At 43.7% G+C, this 20816-nt stretch carries 13 protein-coding genes; 5 read left to right on the top strand and 8 right to left on the bottom strand.

Annotated features, from left to right (window positions below; genetic code table 11):
- Nucleotides 1–8: 8 nt before the first annotated feature.
- Complete coding sequence (locus ACFOSV_RS06850) at nucleotides 9–2216, bottom strand: TonB-dependent receptor (protein ID WP_377904732.1); 2208 nt, start codon at nucleotides 2214–2216, stop codon at nucleotides 9–11.
- 187 nt (nucleotides 2217–2403) lie between these two features.
- On the opposite strand from ACFOSV_RS06850, the gene ACFOSV_RS06845 reads away from it, so the two are divergent.
- The 5 genes from ACFOSV_RS06845 (at nucleotide 2404) to ACFOSV_RS06825 (ending at nucleotide 10108) form a co-directional block, all read left to right on the top strand.
- On the top strand, nucleotides 2404–3534 hold the full coding sequence (locus ACFOSV_RS06845; RefSeq protein WP_377904730.1) for an efflux RND transporter periplasmic adaptor subunit: 1131 nt from the start codon (nucleotides 2404–2406) through the stop codon (nucleotides 3532–3534).
- 4 nt (nucleotides 3535–3538) lie between these two features.
- A complete protein-coding gene (locus ACFOSV_RS06840) occupies nucleotides 3539–6709 on the top strand; it encodes an efflux RND transporter permease subunit (RefSeq protein ID WP_377904728.1) in 3171 nt (1056 codons plus the stop codon).
- Nucleotides 6706–8109: an efflux transporter outer membrane subunit gene (locus tag ACFOSV_RS06835; RefSeq protein WP_377904726.1), complete on the top strand. Its 1404-nt coding sequence runs from the start codon at nucleotides 6706–6708 to the stop codon at nucleotides 8107–8109. The genes ACFOSV_RS06840 and ACFOSV_RS06835 overlap by 4 nt, the downstream gene beginning before the upstream one ends.
- 159 nt (nucleotides 8110–8268) lie before the next feature.
- The gene (locus tag ACFOSV_RS06830; RefSeq protein WP_377904724.1) at nucleotides 8269–9423 is read left to right on the top strand and encodes a DUF4198 domain-containing protein; all 1155 of its coding nucleotides are present in this window, start codon (nucleotides 8269–8271) and stop codon (nucleotides 9421–9423) included.
- A 28-nt stretch (nucleotides 9424–9451) separates the two neighbouring features.
- A complete protein-coding gene (locus ACFOSV_RS06825) occupies nucleotides 9452–10108 on the top strand; it encodes a HupE/UreJ family protein (RefSeq protein ID WP_377904722.1) in 657 nt (218 codons plus the stop codon).
- Between the two features lie 91 nt (nucleotides 10109–10199).
- On the opposite strand, the gene ACFOSV_RS06820 is transcribed toward ACFOSV_RS06825, so the two are convergent.
- The 7 genes from ACFOSV_RS06820 to ACFOSV_RS06790 all read right to left on the bottom strand — a co-directional run bounded on the left by ACFOSV_RS06820 (nucleotide 10200) and on the right by ACFOSV_RS06790 (nucleotide 20683).
- Nucleotides 10200–11987 carry a M14 family metallopeptidase gene (locus ACFOSV_RS06820; RefSeq protein WP_377904720.1) on the bottom strand — a complete coding sequence of 596 codons (1788 nt, stop codon included), beginning with the start codon at nucleotides 11985–11987 and terminating at the stop codon, nucleotides 10200–10202.
- Nucleotides 11988–12020: 33 nt separating this feature from the next.
- Nucleotides 12021–13400 carry a sulfatase gene (locus ACFOSV_RS06815; protein ID WP_377904718.1) on the bottom strand — a complete coding sequence of 460 codons (1380 nt, stop codon included), beginning with the start codon at nucleotides 13398–13400 and terminating at the stop codon, nucleotides 12021–12023.
- A 22-nt stretch (nucleotides 13401–13422) separates the two neighbouring features.
- Nucleotides 13423–15036 carry a GMC family oxidoreductase gene (locus ACFOSV_RS06810; protein ID WP_377904716.1) on the bottom strand — a complete coding sequence of 538 codons (1614 nt, stop codon included), beginning with the start codon at nucleotides 15034–15036 and terminating at the stop codon, nucleotides 13423–13425.
- 52 nt (nucleotides 15037–15088) lie between these two features.
- On the bottom strand, nucleotides 15089–15781 hold the full coding sequence (locus ACFOSV_RS06805; RefSeq protein WP_377904714.1) for a hypothetical protein: 693 nt from the start codon (nucleotides 15779–15781) through the stop codon (nucleotides 15089–15091).
- On the bottom strand, nucleotides 15778–16116 hold the full coding sequence (locus tag ACFOSV_RS06800; protein WP_377904712.1) for a cupin domain-containing protein: 339 nt from the start codon (nucleotides 16114–16116) through the stop codon (nucleotides 15778–15780). Before ACFOSV_RS06800 ends, ACFOSV_RS06805 begins: the two co-directional genes overlap by 4 nt.
- 194 nt (nucleotides 16117–16310) lie before the next feature.
- Nucleotides 16311–17972: a carboxylesterase/lipase family protein gene (locus ACFOSV_RS06795; RefSeq protein WP_377904710.1), complete on the bottom strand. Its 1662-nt coding sequence runs from the start codon at nucleotides 17970–17972 to the stop codon at nucleotides 16311–16313.
- 179 nt (nucleotides 17973–18151) lie between these two features.
- Nucleotides 18152–20683, bottom strand: coding sequence for a M14 family zinc carboxypeptidase (locus ACFOSV_RS06790; RefSeq protein WP_377904708.1), 2532 nt, complete (start codon nucleotides 20681–20683; stop codon nucleotides 18152–18154).
- Nucleotides 20684–20816 lie beyond the last annotated feature (133 nt).

The following is a 20816-nucleotide window of genomic DNA, read 5'->3' as shown; positions in this document are numbered from 1 at the left end:
GTATTGATTTAGAGGTTGTTTAATTGATTTGCTGTTTTGTCTTTTGATAGGGTAAGGAAAACCCCGACGAACAAGAATCTTGGCGCCACTTGGCCAGATGGGAGCGATGTAAAAACACCATCTCCATTTGGAGTTTGACTGAAGTTATAGCCAAATACATTATCTCTGCCCAGTACATTGGTGCAGGCAAAATGAATGATCAGATTTGGCTTTGGTAAGTAACTCCAGGAAAGGCTCAAGCTCTGAAAAGACTTCGTTTTAGCATTCATTTGTCCCGGCTGGTTGGGATCGGTGTAGGTGAACCCATCATTCATCGAAAAAGAGATTCCAGGTTGCGACTTCAATGGTTTGATGAAATGTTTTACTACCAAAGAGAAATTATGTCTTGGAGCGTAAGAAGGCTGAACTCGAGCTTCAAATTGATCGAATTGCCGCTCACTATCCACAAAGCTATAGGTCACCCAATAGTCTGTGTTCTTGAATGATTTTTGATCGCGGAAGAAAATATCGAATCCTTGAGCGTAGCCTTCGCCTCCATTTTCTAGAAAACTTGGATTCATCGGATCCCCTTCTAAAGTGACCAGTTGGTTATAAGATTTGTAGAAAGCCTCTGCTCTGAATGTGATTCCCTCCTTTTGGTAAAAGTAGTTTGCGATCAGATGATTTGAAGTGGAATTCTGTAATTCAGGATTCAAAACCCGATAGTTATCCACAGGCATTTGGCTAAAGAAACCTGCTGCTAGCGATACCTTACTTGTCTCTGAAAGTTGGTAGGCAAAAGAGAATCTTGGATCGAGCCAAGTCTGCTCATTTAGGCTACTCCGCCCAGCTCTCAAACCAGCTCTGAATACTAATTTAGAGCTCAAATACCAGTCCCATTCTGTAAAGGCGAATATTCTCTGATCCTCAAAGTTGCGAGTCAGGTCCATCTCAGGAAGTGCTTCGCTGTAGTTTTGTTGAAAGTATTCAACACCTAGCTTCATGGAGACCCGATCCGAAAAATCTTTCACTGAATAGGTTTTGGCATGAAGTGTATTGGCTGTATTTTTGATTTTTAAGCTGTCAAATCCTAAGTTATCCACATTGTGAGAGTAGGATGCGCCACCGAAAAGTGTCCATCCCTTGGCAAATGCATTCTTCCAATTGGTTTGGGCGTAAGTATAGGAATTGTTCAAGTCGAGCAGGACTCCTCTGCCATCTATACCGGGCTGTGGTTGCCACAGGCTCAGTCCTCCGGCTTCAGTTCGAACCAAGGCTTTGATCAGGCCACCTTTTTTAAGGCTCTTTTGACCTGCAGCTTCCAAATCCCAGCCATAAGCGGGGCGCTCAAAGTCGAAATTTTGGTTAATCAACTTTTGGTAAGGTCCCAGGTCGAAATAGTTGGCGCTAGCGGTGATGCTTTGTTTTTCGTTGGCTAAGGTATGTGAATATCCACCGCCCACAGACATGATGCTCAGGTCTCCTTGGTTTCGCAACGAGAGATCTTTTGTATTTAAGGCCAATGTGGAGGAAAGGGCCTGACCAAATTCTGCCGTGTACCCACCAGTACTGAAAAAGGTGCCCTTGAAAAGGTTAGGGTTGAAACGTGTCCGTGTAGGTACGTTACCGGTGGTCGACCCGTAAGCATTCCCTACAAATAGACCATCCACATAGATTCCCACTTCACTGGCATCTCCACCACGTACGAAAAGCCTTCCATCATTTCCTACAGTGGCTGTTCCTGGTAGGGTTTGCAAAGCTCCAGTGATATCGCCCATAGCTGATGGTGTGGTTACAATATCCAGCGGACGTAACACAACGGCCTTGTTTTCATCAGAGGCTTCAAGAGCACCAGCCGAAATGGTGACCGCATTCATTTGAGTGATCTCCTCTTTCAGTTCAATTTCTTCTAAGGTGATTTCCTCTCCAAGACATTCGATGGTTGTTTCTACCTTCTTGAAGCCCATCAATTGAAAGACTAAAATCTGAAAACCTTCTTTTTTTGTTTGAAACTCAAATCTTCCATCTACATCACTTGTGGTACCATCATAGCTTCCTTTGATCAGGATATTGGCTCCAGGAAGCGCAAGACCTTTATCGTCAAGCACTCGACCTTTCAAAGTAGTTTGTCCCCAAGCCACCTGTTGGATCAGGAAAAAGTAGCAGAAGAAAAGGAGAATTCGGAGATACATTGCACGGTTCATTTGAATCAAAAGTGCTCTGGATTCTGCTATCATGAAAAAAATACTGACCGAACTGTAGATATTGGCTACTGAGTTTCATCTAGGAGCTACCGAAATTATTACGCAGGGTTATTGTCTTCGCTAGTTCCACTGTGGATATGAAGCATATTTTGAATATTTTGCACTTTATCTTTCCCGATAAAGGATTTAGTGTAAAAAACAGTACCTGATAGAATATGCTATGAAGAAACTCAGTTATGTACTTTTCTTATTCTTTGCTTTAGGGTGTAAGCCTGAGCAGGAGGTGAAGGAGGCCCCCCCGATACCGATCAAGGTAGTTAAGCTGTCATCACAATCGGTTTCTTTGGAAAAGGATTTTGTTGCCCAGATTTATGGGAAAGTGGATATTCCTATCCGAGCAAGAGCAGAAGGATATTTAGAGGGGATTCATTTTCAGGAGGGTCGATTGGTAAAAAAAGGAGATCTTCTATATACCGTCGATTCGGATCCTTTTCAGGAAGGGGTAAATCAGGCGAATAGTGAACTAGCTTCTGCACAAGTTAATCTTACGCAGGCTGAGAACGATTTGGCGCGATATAAGCCATTGGCAGAGATGAATGCCATTTCACAGAAAGATTTGGATGCCGCGGTGGCCAAAAGAGACGCGGCTCTAGCAATGGTCAGCGCCGCTGAAGCAAGAGTTCGCTTTGAAGGCATCAAACTGAGCTATACACAAATCAAATCTCCTATCAATGGATTGATTGGTAAAACCAATGCCAAAATCGGAGAGTTTGTCGGCCGCGATCCTAATCCAGTCATTTTAAATACAGTTTCATTAATTGATTCCGTTCGAGTGGAGTTTTCACTTTCTGAAAATGATTATCTAACTCTTTTTCGAGAATACCAAGAGCAGCATAGCTATGATGAGGAAGTCAAGAAACCCTTAAAATTGGTTCTTTCCGATGGTCAGACTTTTGATCAGGTTGGATACGTTGATTTCATCAACCGGCAGATAGATGCTACGTCTGGTACCATTTTAATTCAGACTACCTTCCCAAATCCAGACCGATTGATTCGGCCTGGGCAGTTTGCACGGATTCGTGTACCAATGAGTACGGTGGAGAATGGCGTGCTTGTTCCTCAGCGTGCCGTAAGCGAATTTCAAGGCACTTTTTTCGTTTTTAAAGTTGGTGATGGCAATGAGATCGTACAGCAAAATATCCAAATTTCAGGTGCCTATCGTGACTATTTCTTGGTAGGCGAAGGGTTGAGTGCCGGAGATCAAGTCGTTTTGGAAGCCATTCAGAAAGTAGCTGCTGGACAGGTGATCGCTCCAGAGGAAGTAGTATTTGAGTCTCAATACAAAGACTAAGAAAATGAGCGAAATAGACGATTCTAAGCAAATTTTCTTTGTCAAGCGACCCATTGTCGCTATCGTGATTGCCTTATTCATGGTAATCATTGGCGGGATTTCCATCCTTGGTCTGGCGATTGAGCAGTATCCGGATATCACGCCACCCGTGGTCCGAGTGAGTACAGCTTTCACGGGTGCAAATGCCGTCAGTGTGGAGCAGTCGGTTGCTTCACCTTTGGAACAAGAAATCAACGGGGTAGAGAATATGCTCTACATGCGTTCGACCAATGCCAACGATGGCTCACTAGCGCTGGATGTCACTTTTGATCTGGGTACGGACCCAGATATGAATACGGTATTTACCCAGACTCGGGCCGCAGCAGCTACCCCGAAGTTGCCTGAGGAGGTCAAAAGGATTGGTGTCAAAACGCAAAAATCCATGCCGAATATCCTGATGCTGGTTACGCTAACTTCTCCAGATGGCACGTTTGATCAGGAGTTTTTGGGTAATTATGGGATTATCAATGTAAAAGATCAGTTGGCTCGGACCCGCGGGATCGGGCGAGTGGATGTGTTGGGAGCCAGTGATTATTCTATGCGTATTTGGGTAAAGCCTGATCGGCTTGCCAAACTCGGAATTACGATTACGGAAATCATAGATGCAATCCGAGAGCAAAATGTAATTGCCCCAGGTGGGAAATTTGGTGCTGAGCCCGCACCTGCTGGAACAGAATTTACATACACCGTTCGCCTTCCGGATCGCTTGGTGTCAGAAGAAGAGTTTGGTAATGTGGTGATCCGATCCGAATCTGATGGAAGCCAAGTTCTCATTCGCGACGTAGCGCGAGTGGAGCTGGGTGTCGAGGCTTACAATGCTTTTACTCGACTGAATAAAAATGAATGCGCGATTATCGCTCTCTATCAAGCTCCTGGATCCAACGCCGTTGAGCTTGCTGAGACGATTCGAACTACCATGGATGAGCTGGCCTTAAGCTTTCCGAAAGGAATCGAATACGAAGTGTCACTCGACTCGACTGCTCCTATTAGAGCAGGAATCTCAGAGATTATTGAGACCCTAATTATCGCCTTGGTTTTGGTGATTTTTGTGGTATTTATCTTTATCCAAGATTGGAGGGCGACTTTGATTCCAACTTTGGCGATTCCGGTTTCCCTGATTGCGGCCTTCATGGTTTTTCCCATGTTGGGTTTCTCCATCAATACCTTATCACTTTTAGGATTGGTACTTGCTATCGGTATTGTTGTGGATGATGCCATCGTAGTAGTTGAGGCTGTTCAGGTCAATATGCAGAAAGGGATGAGTCCCAAGACAGCCACCTCGGTTGCGATGCGAGAGGTGACTGCGCCTGTGATTGCTACGACCTTGGTGATGGTGGCGGTCTTTGTTCCAGTGGCAGCGATGGCTGGGATTACCGGGAAGCTTTACCAGCAGTTCGCGATTACGATCGCTGTATCGGTTTTGTTTTCTTCTGTCAATGCCCTTTCATTGAGTCCAGCGCTTTGCTCTATACTTCTGAAGCCATCTTCGGGTGAATCTCAAGGTTGGCTTGGCCGCTTTTTTGGCAAGTTTAATACATGGTTTGACAGAAGTACAGAGAGCTATACTTCGGTTACTAGAGTGGTGGCGGGTAAATTAAAACGAGGAGTGTTTTATGTGATCATTACCTTAGTGGCGGCTGGGATTTTGGGTAGTCAGGTTCCGGGAGGATTCTTACCCGAGGAAGATCAAGGATATGTCTATGTAAACTTACAACTTCCGAATGCAGCTTCCGTGCAGCGGACAGATGTTACGATGAAGAAGATAGAGGAAATTGTAATGGCTCAGCCAGAGACGGAATATGCCACTGCACTTTCTGGTTTTAGTCTTTTGGCGGGTTCTTTTATTCCGAACTCGGGCTTTATGTTTATCACTTTGAAGGATTGGGGAGAACGTGAAGTGACGGCAAAGGAATTTATGCAACGCTTGAATGGAATTTTGGCTAAGGAAATTCAGGAAGGTCGAGCCTTTGCTTTAGGGCCACCGGCAATCCCAGGGTTAGGGAATGGATCAGGCTTCAGTATCATGATTCAGGATAAAAAGGGACAGGATCCTGCTTATTTGGCTCAAAATACATATGCCTTTATCCAAGCCGCCCAAGAGCGTCCTGAGATTGCTTCGGCATTTACTACCTATCAGGCTGTGGTGCCCCAGCGATTTATGGAGATCAATCAGGATAAAATTCTAAAAACCGGTGTGAGGCTCGGTGACGTGTACAATACTTTCGCAGCATTTTTGGGAGGAGCCTATGTCAATGATTTTAATCGATTTGGACGATTGTACAAGGCGTATATTCAAGCCGAACCCGAATACAGGCAAAATGAAAATGGTTTGGATCTTTTCTACGTCAAAAATAATCAGGGAGAATCGGTACCGGTCTCCACTTTTGTGGATGTGAAGAAGACCGCTGGTCCGGATTATACCAATCGATTCAATCTGTATAGATCAGCAGAAGTGACTGGATCTCCCGCACCTGGATATTCCTCGGCTCAAGCTCTGGATGCCTTGGAAGAGGTTGCCAACGAAATACTTCCTGAGGATATGACTTATAGCTGGAATGCCATGAGTTATCAAGAGAAGACTTCCTCAGGCCAAGCCGGAGTCGTATTTGCCTTTTCGCTGTTCTTTGTGTTTTTGATTCTGGCGGCCCAATACGAAAGTTGGTCTATGCCTTTCGCGATTTTGTTGGGGACGCCTTTTGCGCTTTTTGGGGCCTTCCTCTTTTTGTACCTCGCGAGGTTAATGGATGAAGCATATTTGAATAATATTTTCGCTCAGATCTCGCTAGTTATGTTGATTGCGATGGCGGCAAAAAATGCGATTCTGATCGTAGAGTTTGCCAAAATGAAGTTTGATGAAGGGCTCAGCCTTTTTGAAGCGGCAGTAGAATCCGCAAAACTTCGTTTTAGGCCCATTTTGATGACTGTGTTTTCTTTTATTTTGGGTGTGCTTCCCTTGATTTTGGCATCTGGCTCTGGAGCCGAAGCGAGGAAAGTGATGGGAATGGCCTTACTCGGAGGAATCGGAGTAGCCACTTTGATGGGTGTATTCCTTTATCCCATGCTGTTTATCCTGATCGGAAAGCTGGCGAAGTATGAAGAAAAAAGAGATGCTCAATTAAACGCCCAGAAATCATGAGAAAGCTATTCTTTATCATTTTTGGAGCAGTAGTGCTCTTTTCCTGTAAATCGGGTCAGAACTATCAAGGTGTAGAAGTGGAGATTGCGGATCAGTATCGGTTTACGGATTCTACCTACCAACAGGAGTTTGAAATTGTAAATGTTGATACCTTGAAAGTTGACTCCTTGGTAAATATTCGCTGGGTAGAGATTTTCAATGATCCCGTTTTAGACACTTTGGTACAAAAGGCCATAGACAATAATCAGGATCTAATGATCGCTGCCGAAATTATCCAACAAGCTCAAAGCGCCTTGGTGATTCAGCGTTCGCAAATGCTTCCAAATATTGGCTATTCGGCCGGTGCTGAGAGAGGAAATTTCATTCTAGGGAATGCAGGGAATACTACTAATTTATTCACGGGCTTTGGTGCGGTGAATTGGGAATTGGATTTCTGGGGAAAGTATCGACGACTCAATGAAGCTGCCAGAGCAAATATCATTGCAAGTGAGGAGGGTTTTCGTGCGACCAAATTGAGTTTGGTGAGTACGGTGGCAAGTTCATATTTTCAGTTGTTGGAGTACCGATTACGGTTAGAAATTTCTCGGGAAACACTGGCGCTCCGGGACAGTATGGAGCGAATTATCGAAGAGCGATTCAAGAAAGGAATCATTGCAGAAATAGACCTAAATCAAGCACAAATCCAGAGTGCCATTGCAGCAGGAAGTATTCCGGTTTGGGAGCGATTGATCTCACAGACGGAGCATCTGTTGAGCGTCTTGGTGGGGGAACTGCCTAGGGAAATAGAAATTGGAACTGAGCTCATTGATCAATCCATCGCAATAGAAATCCCCGAAGGCCTTCCAAGCCAGCTTTTGGCACGTAGGCCCGATATACTTTTCGCGGAGCAAGATTTAATTGCATCCAATGCATTGGTAGGTGCTGCGAAAGCCAATCGACTTCCGAATGTATCATTGACCGGCCTGCTGGGAGTGGCAGGTACGCAATTCAGTAGTCTAGGAGCGGGTGGTGCCACTTGGAATTTAGGTGGGTCAATTCTTGGCCCTCTATTCAATTGGGGAGCATTGCAGCGTCAAGTGGATATTGAGGAAAGTAGAACCAGACAGGCTGTTTTGAACTATGAGCGGACAGTCTTGGATGCTTTTAGAGAAGTGGAAAATTTGCTTGTGAATATCCAATCACTCCAAACCGAAATGATAGCTCGTGAGGCGCATGTGAAGGCTGCGGTTCGTGCACAGTTTTTATCCGAAGAACGATACAATCAAGGTGTTACCAGTTACTTAGAATATTTAGAATCACAAAGACAGGCTTTCGACTCCAAACTCAATCTAGCTGGTACCAAGCAGCAGCTTCTGAGCAGTTATGCTGAGCTGTACAAGGCACTTGGAGGGGGCTGGTAAGTTTCTATGTAAAACCCCTAATCAGATTTTGATGTGGATATACTTATTTGAATCAACATACATTTAGCCGGAATCAATAATGATGGAGTTTGATTGTTTCTTAACTCATTCATTTTATTATTTTTACCCAATCACTTAATCAACCAATTCCTCAGACGTATGAAAAGAGTTATTCCAGTGCTATTACTGGCGATAGTGCTATGCAGCCATGATATGTTTTTGAAGCTGGACACTTTCTTTCTTCAGCCAAACACTGATTCTACCATTCAATTACTTAATGGAACCTTCGAAAGAAGTGAAAATGTCATAGACAGGAATCGTATGCTGGACGTAAGCCTTGTGATGAATGGACAGCGCAGCAAGGCGGATTCTTCGCAGTGGTTTGAAAAGGATAGCATCACCTACCTTCGATTCAATACGGGTGAGGAGGGAACTTATGTGGCCGGTGTCTCTACAGCTACTCGAAATATTGAAATGGATGGAGAGGCTTTCAATAGCTACCTGGAGCATGATGGTGTTTTGGATGAGCTGGAGTGGAGAAAGGAAAATAATGCCATGGATAAGGCAGCTTTAGAGCGTTACTCTAAGCATGTAAAGACGATTTTTCAAGTTGGTGAGAGTTTATCAGATGATTGGAATACGGTGTTGGGTTATCCTATAGAATTTGTCCCATTGGAGAATCCATATGATATTCATCCGGGCCATGAGCTTCAGGTGAAATTACTTTGGGGAGGTCAGCCATTGGCAAATCAACTGGTTTATGTAGGGAATGACGGTAGCGGAGCAGAACATAGCCATGAAGCGGAAGCCGGGGAGCATACTCATGATGATGGAACTACTCATTCCCACGATGAACCCGAAGAACATACTCATGATGATGGAACCACTCATACCCATGATGAACCCGAAGTACATACACATGATGATGGGACCACCCACTCTCACGAAGAAACAGAAGAACATACACATGACGATGGAACCACTCATTCTCATGATGAAGAGGGAGGGGAAGAGCATGAGCACACTGGAATCATGTCTTTGCGCACGGATTCTGAAGGGATCGTCTCCGTTCCTTTAAGCTCTACGGGTGTTTGGTATCTGCGGACCATTTATATGGAGCAGATTTCGGAAGAGGGGCTAACGCATGAGTCGAATTGGGCCACACTCACTTTTGCCATAGGAGAAGGTCATCCACATGAACATGAGGATGAAGCGCATTCCCATGAAGAAGAGGGTATACCGTCTTATGTTTTTTGGATAGGAAGTTTTATCCTGGTGGGGATTCTGTTCTTTTGGTTTAATCGTAAAAAATAAGACAATCAAAAAGCTACGATATTTTCTATTGCCGCTTTTCTGCTTGCTTCCAATGCTCCTTTGGGCGCATGATGTGAGCGATGCTGACCAAGAGATTCTGGATGGTGGCGGCCTATTATCCTATGTGTGGGTTGGGGCCAAGCACATGCTGACAGGCTACGATCACCTATTGTTCTTGGGAGGGGTAATCTTTTTTCTAAAAGATTTCAAAGACATCGTCAAATTCATCACAGTCTTTACCATAGGGCATAGTATCACCCTGATCGGAGCGACTTACTTGGGAATCAAGGCGGATGAGCATCTGATTGATGCAGTTATTGGCCTCAGCGTCTTGTATAAAGGCTTTGAAAATCTTGGTGGATTTGAAAAGGTTTTTAAAACTTCTTCTCCCAATCTTCTTGGGATGGTTTTTCTCTTTGGTCTGATACATGGGCTGGGACTTTCCACTCGTTTACAGTCCTTTGCCATGGGCGAATCAGATATTCTTGCGAAGATTATCAGCTTTAATGTAGGAGTAGAGCTAGGACAGATTGCAGCACTTATTCCTATCATATTTGTAATCAATCTCTGGAGGGGTAAAAAGAGTTACGACTCTTTTTACAAAGCCGCAAATATCTATTTAGTCATAGCAGGTATCGTACTAACAGCCTATCAGCTTATAGGGTATTTTGAAGGTCATGGATAGGTGAAATAGATAGGCGAAATCAAAAAAGTTGTTTCTGGTAGTCTTGTTCTTTCCCATTTTCACCTTTCTCACCTGATCCTTCAGCCTTTCCTTACCACTCTCTCCCTACGGGGATCACTTTCCAGTTTTGATCGAAATAGGGTGTTTTGTCATAAAACCATTGATAAATTGCTCTGGGGTTTTTAGCAAAATCGGGTTCGGCAGTTTTCTTTGCTTCAAATTCAGCTTTGAGCGAAGCGTCTTCTGTCAGCATTTTAGCAATCAAAGGCTCCATAATGTATCGCTCCATATATTCGGTTTGCGATAGCACCGAATTGAAATATCCCCATTGGAAAAAACTGTCTACAGATTCGGGCTCGCCAAGAATCACGACCAATTCACCCAAAGCTTGATCGGTGGCTATGCGGATAGATCCCGCAGGCATTTTTGCGGAGCGATACTCCTCTTCCTTTTTAAAGGATCGAATACGCATTTCTCCTTCGTAAGGTTGATTGCCCATACTGTATTCGGTCAGTTTGGAGTATTCTAATCGAATCTCTTTGGCTTCAGCCAATTCCTCCACTGCTATGCCGTGCGCCTTGATTTTGGCGATGACTTCGGTCCATTCGGCTGAGATCCAATAGGCCTTTGGTACAGGAACAGAGCTTTCAGGCTCGTCCATCAAGATACTCGGCACGAGTTGCTCAATGGGTTGTCCCTCCCATTTGACATAATCGGCTCCCGTAATTTCTGAAGTCACCTTGGTGGAGGCTACGCCCAAAAATTTCATGGAGTCGGCTGGTGTATCCCGAAATTTATATTTGACCACAATGGATTCTTTAGGCTGATCTTGGTCCTCTTCTACGGCTTTTTGAAGGCTTTCGAAGTGAGTTCCCAAGGAACGAATTGCTTGCTCTAAAAACACGTACGTTCCCAGCACCCGCTGCTTAAATGGCTTGAGTGAATGGTTTTCAATCAAAATAGAAGCCATATGTCGGATATCGCTATAAGTATGGGAAAACCGTGGACTAAAGGAAAAAGCTACATTTCCAGCACTAAAGTCCTCCCCATTTGCGGCAAAAAGGAGAGGCCCAGGAATATGTCCCATGCCTTGCAAAGCCTCATCCACCTCGGGCTTGAAGGCTGTGGATAACCATGCGGAAATAGCTGGAGAATAGCCGCCAGTTTCTACAAAACCATAGGTAATGTCGTATTGATAATCCGCCCCATCCGTCACATGTACATCGATATACAGATCTGGATCGTATTTGTTGATGATTTCGGCTACTGCTTGGACTCCCGCAGTTTCCAGTTTGGTGAAGTCTCGGTTTAGATTTAGGTTTTGAGCATTGGTACGCCAACCCATTTCTTTAGGGCCTCGTTGATTAACTCTTCCGTATTCACTTCTTCTTTCGTGGCCGTCTACATTAAGTATTGGGATAAAGAGGATATTGGCAGCATCGAGTAGGTCTTTTTTGTTTCCAAAAGCCATGTCACGAAGCAGCATCATTCCGGCATCTTTTCCGTCGATCTCTCCGGCATGAATACCCGCTTGAACAAAGATTAGCGGTTTTTTCGATGTGGATAACTCTTCCGAACTGAATTCTCCATCCTCTGAAACAATGATCAAATGAATGTCTCTTCCTTGTTCACTTTTACCAGCAGAAATCATTTCCATTTTATCCCAACTTTGCGCCAACTTCTCCAGCCAGGCCTTGGTTTCTTCGTAGGTGGGGGATTCGAGACCATCCGAAAGTTCGAATGGAGTTACCCAAGTATTGGACTTATCCACAATTAAAGATTGGCTTTTTCCATCCCAGGGAAGCTGAGGAGGCATTATTTCTTGAGAATAAGCAGAAAGGCTGAAAATTAATCCTGAGAGTAAGAAGAGATATCGCATGGGTTTAGTTATGAATGGGAAATGTGGATAAGTCTAGTTTGATTTGAATTCTGGGTTAGGTTGACTGGGAATAGGAGCCTCTGTTTTCGCCCACCAGGCTTGAAGAAGGCTCATGAGTTCTTTCACTTTTTCGGGGTGCTGATTCGACAGATCGGTCTGTTCAGCTATATCATCTTTTAAATTAAATAACTCCACGTCTTGATCTTCGAAGTAATAGTGCAGCTTCCAATCGCCTTGTCTGATCACCGAACCTGGCCGGGTTCGGAACAGGGGATCACGAATCCCATCATCTTCGACAGCGTAGGCTTGAAGATAAATTGGAAAATGCCAATAGAGGGAACGTGGAGGGAGAGTTTGATTTTCAAAAATGAGTGGAATCAGGCTTTCACCGTCAAGCTCGGCTGTACTTTTTTCGCCTAAAAGATCCATAAGTGTTGGGAAAAGGTCCATTTGAGTAATGACGGAGGTTTCGTTTACCCCTGGTTTTATTTTATCCTGCCAGACCATAAAGAAGGGAACCCTAATTCCTCCCTCGTAATAGCTTCCCTTACCCGATCGGAGTGGAGGTTGGCTGGTGATTCCTTTAAGCCCGCCATGATCTGTAGTGAAAATGATTAGTGTGTTTTGAAGTTGATTTTTTTCTTGTAAGGATTTAAAAAGGAGAGCAATATTACGATCGAGATTCTCGATCATGGACGCATAATCAGCATTATTTTGGCCTAATGAAGAGAACTTATTCACATATTTTTTTGCTAGTCCTGGTTTGCCTTGTATAGGGGTATGAACAGCATATGGGGAATAGTACAGGAAAAATGGGGCTTGGACGGAATTCATGCGGGCTATGGTTTTGGTCATAATCGCATCCGTTAGGTAGTCTTCTTCCGGACCTTCCCAATTTCGAATTCCGTACGGAGGATAAAAGTTTCTTGGTGCCCCCTCTGGCCCTCCGCCGATAGATTCCTTAAAGCCAAAATCTCTAGGGTCCGGACTGATGTGCCATTTGCCTGCATGGATGGTTTCGTAGCCTATTTTTTGTAGAATCTGAGGGAAGGTTTCAAATTTCTTGTCAAGGAACAAGGTGTTTTTGATAGGGATGATTTTGCGGTCTTTGGCATCACCCCGCTCGGAGGAGGAAACGGTATACATTTGATGGCGGGTATTCCAAAGTCCTGTGAGCATACTTGCGCGACTTGGGGCGCAATTTGAGGCGGCAGCATAGGCCTGTTTGAATATCAAGCCTTCCTTGGCTAGACTATCCAGAAACGGGGTTTCGTAATAGTCCGAACCAAAAACCCCGAGATCCTTCCAGCCCATATCGTCGATATTGATTAGGATAATATTCGGTCTTTCCTGGGCGAGGCTTTTCTCGAAAGCACAAAGCCCGATAAAAATTAAAAGTGCTAGTCGTTTCATTTTACAAGCTAAAAAATCTTGTCTAGCTATTTTCATTTGAGGATAAAATCAAATCCGCTGCTTTTTCCCCAATCATGATACAAGCCGCATTGGTGTTTCCTGAAATAATTTTAGGCATAATGGAGGCATCAGCCACCCGAAGTTTCCCGATGCCGTGAACTTGTAATTGGGAATTTACCACAGCCATTTGATCCGACCCCATTTTGCAGGTCCCCACCGGATGGTAGATGGTTTCTACAGATTTTTTGATGTGGGAAATTATTCCTTCTTCGCTTTGAACAGGAGGAGTGATGATGGCTTTTCTGAAAGGATCAAAAGAACTTGCCCCTAATACTTCTAGTGCTTTTTTAGTGCCTTTAATCATGGTTTTCCAATCCTCTTCATGCGAGAGAAAATTGGGCTGAATCAGGGGTGCTTCTAGAGGGTTTGCGGATTTTAAACCAAGATATCCCACGCTTTTCGGCTGAATCAAGCTAGGTAAAATACTAAACCCATCTAGTCGAGGAAATGTGTCAATATCATGAAAATCTGCAGTGTAATCGGGACCGATTTGTATAGGCACAAAATGAAACTGAAAGTCCACGCCCGCCTTGCCTTCCGTGTGGAAAAATGCTGCAGCCTCCAAAGGTCCACCACTGAGAGGTCCTGTGCCTTTGAGGAAAAATTCCATGGTTCCCAATACTTGTTTCCATGGCGGTAAGGAATGATTTAACCCATTTTGCTCTTTGCTCAAAGCTGAGCAAGTGAAAAACAGATGATCCTGAAGATTTTTGCCCACTCCGGGCAAATTCACTTTTGCTTCAATTCCATGATTTTTTAATTCCTGAGTGTCTCCAATTCCTGAAAGCATCAGAAGCTGCGGAGACTGGAAAGCCCCTGCACTGAGGATGACTTCCTTTTTTGCGAAAATTGATTCTAAACCGCCTCCTTTGTTGATAAACTCTACGCCTTCCGCTTGGTCATTTTTGATCAAAATTCGTGTGGCATGGGCATGGGTACGAACATGCAGATTGGGACGGGAAAGTGCAGGCTTCAGGAAAGCGGTGGCGGTGCTGTGTCGATACTTATCTTTAATGGTGAATTGTAAAAGGCTAGAACCAACCTGTTTTTGCCCATTGTAATCCGCCGATCTCGGGATGCCGGACTCCTCACAAGCTGCTACAAATGCCTGAGCAAAAGGTGTTCGTGCTGTTTTGGCAAAAGTGACGTTGATTGGACCGGCTTTGCCATGAAACTCGTCATCAAAGTCTTCATTATGCTCCGATTTTTTGAAATAAGGTAGCACTGATGAATAGTCCCAGCCTTCATTACCTAATGCAGCCCAATGGTCATAATCAGCGGGATTGCCGCGCACGTAAGCCATGGCATTAGTGGAGGAGCTTCCTCCGAGTGTTTTACCTCTGGGCAAATAAAGCCGCCGACCATCGAGATGCTCTTGAGGTTCCGACCAGAAGCCCCAATCTACCTTGGATCGGTTTAGTTTTGGGTAGCCGCCAGGGATTTTGATTTCTAGTTTTTTATCCGGGCCTCCAGCTTCTAAAAGTAAGACTTGGTTTGCTGGATCTTCGGATAATCTGTTTGCTAAGACACATCCAGCAGAACCAGCACCGACGATAATGTAATCAAATTCAGGCATGGAGTGATTTGGGTAAAATCAGATACAAAATATGAAAAATCAGAAGGTTATCTTAGGTGCAGGAGTATAAAGTAATCTTGAATTTACCGTCCCTTAAGTCATGCAATTTCAATTCTTGAATCGCGTCGAGGTCTGAAAGATTCCAAACATTTCCTTCACGAGAGATGATTGATGGAATCTCGATTCGATTATTGTTTTTTCTGGAGTGTAGGTTGATCAATTGATGATAAGCTTCTGATAGCGTAAAGCCTACTAGTAGGTATTCGGTATTGTGGCAGCCGTCGAAAAATGTTTCATTGATTGTCGCAAATTCATAAGCCGTAACTCTCTTTTTTACGGGATAAGAAATCCCATCAATAACTGTCTGTTCGGTAAATTCTTTTTTCTCAAGTTCCTTTCCAAACAGTTTTACTGTTTGCAAATCACTGTGCTCAATGATTAATTCCGTAGGTTTTGCTGAAAAATCGCTACTATGTACATACCCAAAATTCAAATCTAAATTGAGTTGATACCAACTCCCTTCTAACTCCAAATCTTTAGAAATACGCTTTTTGACCTTTTTATCTATCGTTTTATCCACATAAATATTATTACTTGCTTCAACTAAACCTACAAGCTGCGAATCAAAACTTGGAGCTGAGTAAATGGGAGCACCTAGTGAATTTACTGCATGTAATATTTCGGTTTTCTGTGCAAAAAGGGAATTACTAAATACCAAAAAAAAGAGGGTGAGGAATGTTTTCATTCTTTGATCTGGGTTATTGGGGTAGCTATGTCCCCAGCATAAAACACGACAATCTCAGCAGTTTCTTTTCCTTCATTAACGCCGTAATGAAAAGTATTCACGAGTTCGATGATAGGATCACCAGCTTTTAACTCAAGTCGGTTTCCAAATTCATCAACCACCGTTAACTCTCCTTTTAGTAAAAGTCCTGCATTGATCACGAGGTGTTCATGCATTTCCAGTTTTGCTTTCGGAGGAATACTAGCCTTGAGGATGGTGACTTTTGGCTGTCCTTCGGGATAATTCGGAAGTGTATCCCCATTCCAGCTTTGAGTACTTTCAGCTAGTTTTACCATTATTATCTCTGTATTGGTTTCCACCTTGTTGTTACAAGAAAATAGAACGAAGAAAGAGAAAAGGACAAAAAGGTTTTTGTTATCCATAAAGCTAAAACTAGGAATTTCTTTTATAATAAAAATAAATACATCAATGCTTTAGAAAAGTTAACAACAATAAGAAAGGGACTCATCAAAGTCCCTTTCTTGAGTTTTTAAGCAGGAAGGCTTGCTAGTCCGTTTCCGTCAGGTTTATTCTTAACTTGGCTTTTATCATTCAAAATCATCGTTTCGCCATTTTCTGCCGAATAATTCGGCCAAGTTGGAAGTTCTCCAGCATTTGGACTTCCTGTTCTCATGAATGCCAACAAAGAAGCTGACATGGCTTTAGAAAGTTTCCTTGGTCTTCCTCCACCTCCTGTATGAGTGTACATTCTATCTGTATTATCAAACCAAAAACAAATGTCAATACAGTGGAAAGCTTTCATTCTTCCGCTGTAAAGATTTGGTTCCCAGCCAAACCAGGACAGATAAACAGGAGCTTTTTGTTTTGATTTTGCATTGGCCGTATTTATAGCACCTTGACGATTTGATAAAACCATTGCCCAAATATCGGCAGGAGAGGCTTCTGGAAAATCTTGTCTATATGCATTCACTATTTTTTCTGAATCAGCTCCAAACCTTGGTTGGATCTTTTCCACCACCCCAGCCCAGTCAATTTTTTCAAGCTCGGGAGATGTGCGGGTAGGATTCCATTCATGAAATGTGGTACATATCAGCATCGGGATATCAGAAGCTAAACCACTTGGATCAGAAAAGAATTCTTCCTTCGGAATGTTTACTCCATCCGCCACAGGGCCAAATCCTCCCCTAAAACCTGGAGTTGGATAATCTTTCCTCATTTTTTCCAAAGCCTTATTGGCGATGTCAATATATTCTCTCCAACTAAATTCTTGAAGCTTATCGATGGAATCAGGCGTAAGCCCTGCTTCTTTCATGACATATTCACCCAATTTTCTGGAATATTCCTGATCGTTGGCTCGAAGCATGGAGCCGCTTAAGGGAACTCCCTTATGCACCAACCCTTTTGCTGCAGGCATGGACATGGTAGCTGTTACTTTTGCTCCTCCTCCTGATTGCCCCATAATAGTGACATTTCCTGGATCTCCTCCGAAATTAGCGATGTTGTCACGCACCCATTCCAGTGAGGCAATGATATCCAGCTGACTGACATTTCCTGAATTAGCATATTTAGATCCTCCCACCCCGGAGAGATCTGTAAATCCAATTGGGCCTAAGCGATGGTTGATTGAGATAAAAACGATATCTCCGTTTTTACTGATATTTTCTCCATGATACCCATCTTGTTCGATGCCATTTCCATTGGTAAAACCACCACCATGCAACCAAACCAATACGGGTCTTTTTTTAGTGTCCAATGCAGGCGTCCAAACATTCAGTTTGAGACAATCTTCGCTGACATCATCATAGTTCCAATGATCAGCAAATGAATAATCAGGATTGGCATAACGGTTATCCATGATTTGTGGAGCTGTATTTCCCCACCAAATCGTAGGTTTCACACCAGTCCATTTTTCGGGTTTCTGTGGAGGCATAAAGCGGTTTTTTCCTGAAGTGTCCGCGCCATATGGAACGCCCAGAAAAGTATAGACATCGTTAAGAATGTAGCCTCGAATTTTTCCTGAATTGGTATTGGCAATGGCTATATCATCGCCTATTTGGAGGAATTGATCTTCAGAACGTGCCATTTCTTTGGTAACTGCTTGGGAGGAGGTTACAAAGGGCATGGAGGCAAGACTAATACCAGCTGTTCCTGCACCAATTTTTTTAAAGAATTCTCTACGGTTATTTTTCATCACACTAGGTTTGATTTATGGGTTAAGGTTGTCTTTTTTGAGGCGACTTTTTTTCAATTTCCATATAAAGTAGTGACTATTGATTCATTTTAATAGCCTGATTGAGAATTTATTAAGCACAAAAAAAACCGGCCACTGATCAGCGGCCGGTAATTCGTAAATGGTGTACCAGAAATTCCTTATTGTCCCACCAAGAAAATGGCATTGCTGAGCACCAGCTTGCCCGATTCCCAGAAACCTCTGAAAATTGGATTATCCACAAAGTAGATGATCTCCCCACGGCCTTTTCGCTCCGAACCGATCGCTAATGAGCCTCCCATGGTTTCCTTGATTTTAAAACCGATGTAGCCGGTTCGATAGGAGTCATTGGATAGGATTTTGCCAGCATTCACTCCATTATCTATAAAGGCATACTTGCTAGAGTTGTTTTTCAAGGTGTAATATTTACCACCGGTGCCATAGCCAAGGGGATGTGTTTCATCCATATCCACCTGGTAGATTGCTCCTGCCGTACCTCCGGCGATTGCCAGTCTTTCTCCTTCTATGTAAGGCTCCAGTCGCTCCGCCCTGCGAAGACTATCTGCTTTTTCTTCTGCTGTTTTCTCCTCTTTTTCGGTATCAAAGGTTTTCAACTCGAAACCCTCTTGGTTGGCAAAAAGATTCACCGCATTGTCAATTGCGATGAATTTACCGCCAGCTCTTACCCAGTCTAGCACTTTTTCTTTCGCATTTTTATCTAAACCTCCGCCCCATGAAGAAGGCATGATAATCACGTCATAGTCGCTCAGATCATAACGCCCCATTTCTGCCAATTCCAAATTCACCAATGGGTAATTCAAATCTTTTTCGAAGAAGTGCCAAAGTTCGCCATAGCCCAGAGAACTCGTTCCTTCCCCACCGACCAAGGCCACTTTTGGTGCTTGGATGATTCGGATATTTGGCGAGCCAAAGTCTTTCCCAGCTTCCATATAACCTGTCTGTGTGCTGGCCAGGCTTATTCCAAATTTATTGGCAGTTTCGGTGACCTTTTTATCAAAATCAGTAACGTATTCATTTCCACCTTTGGTGATCAGTAGGGTTCCAGCGGGAAAGCTTTTACCTTCTGTAGTAAAGCCATATTCAGGGTATTTTACTCGAATACCTTGGTTTAAGAGTTCCGCTAAAAAAGCAACGTCTCTTGTTCCTTCCCACTTTGCGATGTAAGCCACTGGAGTTTTTCCGGCCACATTTTGGCTGAAAGCCGGAGCCTCATAAGCACCTGCTGGATCCAGTCTGCTTTCTAAAGCATAGGCTTGAACATTGTATGCATAAGGTAGTGACCAGCTCGTAATGTCATAGGTAATGCTGTCATTCAGCTGTGGATTTGGCTCGAAGAAAACTTGTGCCAAAACTGATTTTGGCTGATAAGCCGAAACAATGATATCTTCTTCATCCGTTGAGAAGCTTTCGGGTTTTCCGCTTTGGTATGCAAAACCTCTCAATCCAGACTTGCCACCCGCTTTTCCATATTGAATTCCATTTTTGTCCAAAAGCTCAAGTAGCTTTCCAACTTGTGTAGGATTGCTGTCTCCTTTGATTACAAAGCTTTTGTATTTGCCTTTTGGATTGGAGGAGTTTTCATTGTAAAATTGGCTAAACTCCTCAAGCAATTTATCTGAGTGCTTGCTGGTCATTTCGGCAGCTGACATGGCCGCTGTGTAGTGACCTTCGATTCTGTAGCTCAGGGTCACGGTATCTCCTACGGCATTAAAACCTCCGCGGCCCGCACGACCGCCGCCTCCTTGCTCGATGGTCATTCCGATAGCTCCATTAAACATGGGATATGAATCTCCATAGGAAGGGTAAAGCAAGTCAAAACGCTCTTTGGTAAAATAGAATCTGCCGATCTCATCAAAATACTTAGCTGTATTTCTTCCAAAAATGTCCTGAAACTCATGCTGCCATTCTGTGAGCTGCTCATGAAGGGGCTCTGCAGCAGGCGCCATGTAAAATGGATTATTAATTCCCTGCTCGTGGAAATCCAGGTGTAACTGAGGCATCCACTGCTGATACATTTTCATTCGTGCCTGTGACTCCACTTGGACTTGCCAAGCCCAGTCACGATTCAAGTCAAAAAGATAGTGATTTGCTCTTCCTCCTGGCCATGGCTCGTTGTGTTCTACGGATTGTAGATCTGGCTGAAGGGTGGTATTCATCTTTTGGTTGTACCACATGGCATATCGGTCTCTTCCATCTGGATTGATGGCTGGATCGATGATGATGACTTGGTTTTTAAGCCATTCCTGCGTCATCGTGTTGTTCGGATCAGCTAGCGAATGAAATGCTGAGATCGCTGCTTCCATCCCTACAGATTCATTTCCGTGAACATTGAAAGACATCCAGTTGACTGGAATAGAATGTACCGGCTCTCCTTCCATCAACCCGGCTCTTTTCAGATTATCGGTTCGGATTTCTTCCAAAATCGCCATGTTTTCGGCACTGGAGAATATCGCCATGATGAGCGGACGCTTTTCGTTGGTCTCACCATATTGGATGAGTTTTACGTTTGGCTGATTAGCTGCCACATGCTCAAAGTAATCCACCATGCGATGATGTGGAGTAAACCGATCTCCAGGCTTATAGCCTAGGAATTGCTCTGGAGTTTGGATTTGAGCCCAGGTACAAATTGTAATGGTAAAAAGGATTAAAGTCAGTAGTACTTGTTTTTTCATAGGAGGTGATATGTATTGACGACTTGAATTTAAAAGGATTTGGCTTCAGCATTCACACCGATTAAAAAAAAGCTTTTGATTTCCCCTACCTTTTGTACGAATAGGATGGAGTCGATTATTTCAAATGTGACAA

The organism is Algoriphagus namhaensis, assembly GCF_042649705.1.
GTDB lineage: Bacteria > Bacteroidota > Bacteroidia > Cytophagales > Cyclobacteriaceae > Algoriphagus > Algoriphagus namhaensis.
Note: the sequence above shows the minus strand (reverse complement) of the source record. Positions and strands in the feature narration are given on the sequence as shown.